Source organism: Salipiger sp. (genome assembly GCF_059781815.1).
The window spans coordinates 1-3,715 of sequence record NZ_JBYNAH010000325.1 but is presented as its reverse complement, the minus strand read 5'-3'; the positions used below and the strand labels follow the sequence as shown (position 1 = coordinate 3,715).

Below are 3,715 nucleotides of genomic sequence, written 5' to 3'. Positions count from 1 at the left end.
GCACCGCCATCAGGTTCTGCACCGTCTCTTTGCCGAGGTAGTGGTCGATGCGGTAGATCTGGTCTTCGTGGAAATACTGCGCCAGCTCCTCGTTGAGGGCGCGCGCGCTCTCGAGATCGTGGCCAAAGGGCTTTTCCACGACGATGCGGGTCTCGCGGTGCGACAGGCCGTGGCTGCGCACCTTGCCGGCGAGATCGGCGAACAGGCTCGGCCCGACCGAGAAATAGAACGCGCGCACCATGCCCTCGTCGTCGCGCAGCAACTCCTTGAGCTCGTTCCAGCCGCCTTCGCCACGGGCATCGACCGGCACGTAATGCAGGTGCTTGAGGAAGCCCTCGATGGCCTCGGCATTGTCGGCCTGCGACTTGCCGAACTCGGCCAGCGCCTCGCGGGTAAAGTCGCGGAAACCGGCATCGTCGAGCTCGGAGCGCGCCGCGCCGATGATGCGGCTTTCGTCGGGCATCTGGCCCGAGCAGTAGCGCCGGAACAGCGCCGGAAGGATCTTGCGGCGGGCAAGGTCCCCGGTGCCACCGAAGATGACGAGGTCAAAAGGGTCGACGGGAATGACGCGGGAAACCATCTCGGGTGTGTCTCCGATTCTTTGCATTGCTGATCGTTAGCGCTAACCGCGCCCACTCCCTATCCCAATCTGCGCCCCGAGTCTAACACCGCGTCGCATCACGGCAATCGGTGTGCGGCAAATTTTCTGCACGGCAGCGATTTGCCGGCAAAAGCGCTTGGTCCTTGAACGCGGGAGGCCCCCGTGCGACCTGTCATGCAAAACGAGCCGAGAACGAGCATGCCGCAGAAAATCATCATCGACACCGATCCGGGGCAGGACGACGCCGTTGCCATCCTGCTGGCGCTGGCCTCGCCGGAGGAGCTCGAGGTGCTGGGCATCACCGCCGTTGCGGGCAACGTGCCGCTTGAGCTGACGGCGAAGAACGCGCGCGTCGTCTGCGAGCTTGCTGGCCGGCCCGATGTGAAGGTGTTTGCGGGCTGCGACCGCCCGCTCGCCCACACGCTCGTCACCGCCGAGCACGTGCACGGCAAGACCGGGCTCGACGGCCCCGACCTGCCCGACCCGACCATGCCGCTGCAAGAGCAGCACGGCGTCGATTTCATCATCGAGACGCTGCGCACCGAGCCCGAGGGCACCGTCACGCTCTGCCCGCTGGGCCCGCTCACCAACATCGCCACGGCCTTCCAGCGCGCTCCCGAGATCGCCGCGCGGGTGAAGGAGATCGTGCTGATGGGCGGCGCCTATTTCGAGGTCGGCAACATCACCCCGGCAGCCGAGTTCAACATATATGTCGACCCCGAGGCGGCCGAGATCGTGTTTCGCTCCGGCGTGCCGATCACCGTGCTGCCGCTCGATGCCACCCACCAGGCGCTGGTCACGCCGGCGCGGAACGCGGCCTTCCGCGCGCTCGGCACCAGGGTGGGCGTCGCGGTGGCCGAGATGACCGATTTCTTCGAGCGCTTCGACCGGGAGAAATACGGCACCGACGGCGCACCGCTGCACGACCCCTGCGTCACCGCCTACCTGCTGAACCCCGAACTGTTCTCGGGCCGCTTCATCAATGTCGAGATCGAAACGGTCTCCGAGCTCACCCGCGGCATGACCGTGGCCGACTGGTGGGATGTGACCGACCGCGCCCCCAACGCCACCTTCATCCGAGACATCGACGCGGACGGCTTCTTCAGCCTTCTGACGGAGCGGCTGGGGCGGCTATGAAATCACTTCATCTCGCCGGACCGGACGATCTGCCCCGCCTGCTGCCGCTGGTCACCGCCTTTCACGCGGAACAGGCCTACGGCACCGATGCCGAACACGTGCAGGCGGCGCTGTTGCCGATCCTCGAGGGCCAGCCGCATGGCGCCATCTGGCTCATCGGGCCGCGCAAGTCGCCGGTGGGCTACGTGGTGGTCAGCTTCGGCTGGAGCATCGAGTTCGGCGGGCTTGAGGCCCGCATCGACGAGCTCTACATCCGCCCCGCCGTGCGCAAGCGCGGCATGGGCGGCGAGGCGCTGCACGCGCTGTCGAACGGGCTCCGCGACAGTGGCGTCGCGGCGCTGCATCTCGAGATCGACCGCGGCGATGAACGGCTCGAGGGCTTCTACCGCCGCGCCCGGTTCAAGCCGCGCGAGCGCAGCGTGGCGATGACGCGGGTGTTCTGAGGCGCTTTGCGCGTGGCGCTCAGGGCAACGGAATGAACTCGGCATCATCCCCCGGCGGCAGGTGGAAGCGGCCGTTCTCCCAGTCGCCCCGGCGCCACGCCTCCTTGGCCTCCTCGATGCGCTCCTTCGACGAGGCGACGAAGTTCCACCAGATATAGCGTGGCCCCTCCAACGTCTCGCCGCCGAGCAGCATCACCCGCGCCCCGCGGGGCCCGGCCTTCAGCGACACCCGATCGCCGGGGCGGAACACCATCATCTGCCCGGCCTCGTAGCTGGTGCCGGCCTGCTCCACCGAGCCATCGACGACATAGACGCCGCGATCCTCGTGATTGTCGGGCATCGGGATCGCCGCGCCCGCCTCGAGCACCGCGTCGGCGTAGAACATCTCCGACGCCGTCTCGACCGGGGCACGCTCGCCCCAGGCGTTGCCGAGGATCAGCCGCACCTGTTTGCCCTCGCCCTCGAGAACGGGCAGCGCATCGGCGGCGGCGTGCTGGAACAGCGGCGCGCGGTCCTCGTGGTCCTTGGGCAGCGCGACCCAGGTCTGGATGCCGAAGAACGGCATCGGGTCGACCTGCGTCTCGTCGTCGGTGCGCTCGGAATGGGTGATGCCGTGACCCGCCACCATCCAGTTGACCGCGCCGGGCTCAATCCAGGCATCGGTGCCGAGGCTGTCGCGGTGATGCATCCGGCCCCGGAACAGGTAGGAGATCGTCGCGAGGCCAATATGCGGGTGCGGCCGCACGTCCATGCCCCGCGTGGGCAGGAACTCCGCCGGGCCCATCTGGTCGAAGAAGATGAACGGACCGACCATCTGCCGCTTGGGCGCGGGCAGCGCGCGGCGGACCTCGAAGCCGCCGAGATCGCGGGCGCGCGGCACGATCAGCGTGTCGATGGCGTCGACCTCGTCTCCGGTCGGGCAATGCGGGTCGAGTGCGGGGTTCCAGCTCATGTCGTCTCTCCTCTCGGGTGATGAGAGTAAGATAGCGTGGAAGCGTGCGCACGATAGGCCGATTGTCGCGCCACTTCTGTGCGAAATTGTGGTGTTGGTGTGGGGCTGGTGGGCTTGGTCGGCGGCAGGCGTGTGGCCGGCGGCGCGCCGTGAGTATTTGGAACGTAGAGAAGCAGGGGTGTCGGGCGCGGTCGGGGAGCTTTGGGCCGTTCGGGGCGACCCATCGAGCGCTTTGCGCCGGTCGGAGATGTCTTGGGAGAGCCGTGGCGGCCTGGGCGCTGGCCGCTCACTCAGGCGCGGCGCGCGATTGCCCTTTGGGCTGGGGGCGGGCGGCGGCCCTCGGTCAGGGCCGGTCGCTGTTGTTCGTGGGGCCGGGTTCTGGCCTCGCTCGCGGAGCGCGCGCTTACTCGGCGCCTTTCTCGAGCGCGTCGAGCCGGGCCTTCAGCGCTTCGTTCTCCTCGCGGGCCTTCTGGGCCATGGCGCGGACAGCGTCGAATTCCTCGCGGGTGACGAAGTCGCGGTCGGCGAGCCAGCGGTCGATCATCGACTTCATCGCCGTCTCGGCCTCGTCCTTGGCGCCCT

Annotated in this window: 5 protein-coding genes; 2 read left to right on the top strand and 3 right to left on the bottom strand. The window is 68.0% G+C overall.

The features are described from left to right. On the bottom strand, positions 1-580 hold a 580-nt coding region (locus AC6RA4_RS23945; protein ID WP_500164583.1), incomplete at its 3' end, for a glucose-6-phosphate dehydrogenase (NADP(+)). Between the two features lie 219 nt (positions 581-799). Between AC6RA4_RS23945 and AC6RA4_RS23940 the strand changes: the two genes are divergently transcribed. Together AC6RA4_RS23940 and AC6RA4_RS23935 are read left to right on the top strand one after the other, a co-directional pair. Further along, a complete protein-coding gene (locus AC6RA4_RS23940; protein ID WP_500164581.1) occupies positions 800-1,738 on the top strand; it encodes a nucleoside hydrolase in 939 nt (312 codons plus the stop codon). Further along, the gene (locus AC6RA4_RS23935) at positions 1,735-2,181 is read left to right on the top strand and encodes a GNAT family N-acetyltransferase (protein ID WP_500164579.1); all 447 of its coding nucleotides are present in this window, start codon (positions 1,735-1,737) and stop codon (positions 2,179-2,181) included. Before AC6RA4_RS23940 ends, AC6RA4_RS23935 begins: the two co-directional genes overlap by 4 nt. A 19-nt stretch (positions 2,182-2,200) precedes the next feature. Here AC6RA4_RS23935 and AC6RA4_RS23930 read toward each other — a convergent pair whose 3' ends face one another. Together AC6RA4_RS23930 and AC6RA4_RS23925 are read right to left on the bottom strand one after the other, a co-directional pair. Beyond that, a complete protein-coding gene (locus AC6RA4_RS23930) occupies positions 2,201-3,133 on the bottom strand; it encodes a pirin family protein (RefSeq protein ID WP_500164577.1) in 933 nt (310 codons plus the stop codon). 403 nt (positions 3,134-3,536) lie between these two features. Then, positions 3,537-3,715, bottom strand: a 179-nt coding sequence (locus AC6RA4_RS23925; RefSeq protein ID WP_500164585.1) for an accessory factor UbiK family protein, incomplete at its 5' end; no start/stop codon positions are given.

Bases quoted from the DNA above. Each gene is read 5' to 3' on its own strand.
- AC6RA4_RS23940 (WP_500164581.1), top strand. From the start codon at position 800: ATGCCGCAGAAAATCATCATCGACACCGATCCGGGGCAGGACGACGCC.
- AC6RA4_RS23935 (WP_500164579.1), top strand. From the start codon at position 1,735: ATGAAATCACTTCATCTCGCCGGACCGGACGATCTGCCCCGCCTGCTG.
- AC6RA4_RS23930 (WP_500164577.1), bottom strand. From the start codon at position 3,133: ATGAGCTGGAACCCCGCACTCGACCCGCATTGCCCGACCGGAGACGAG.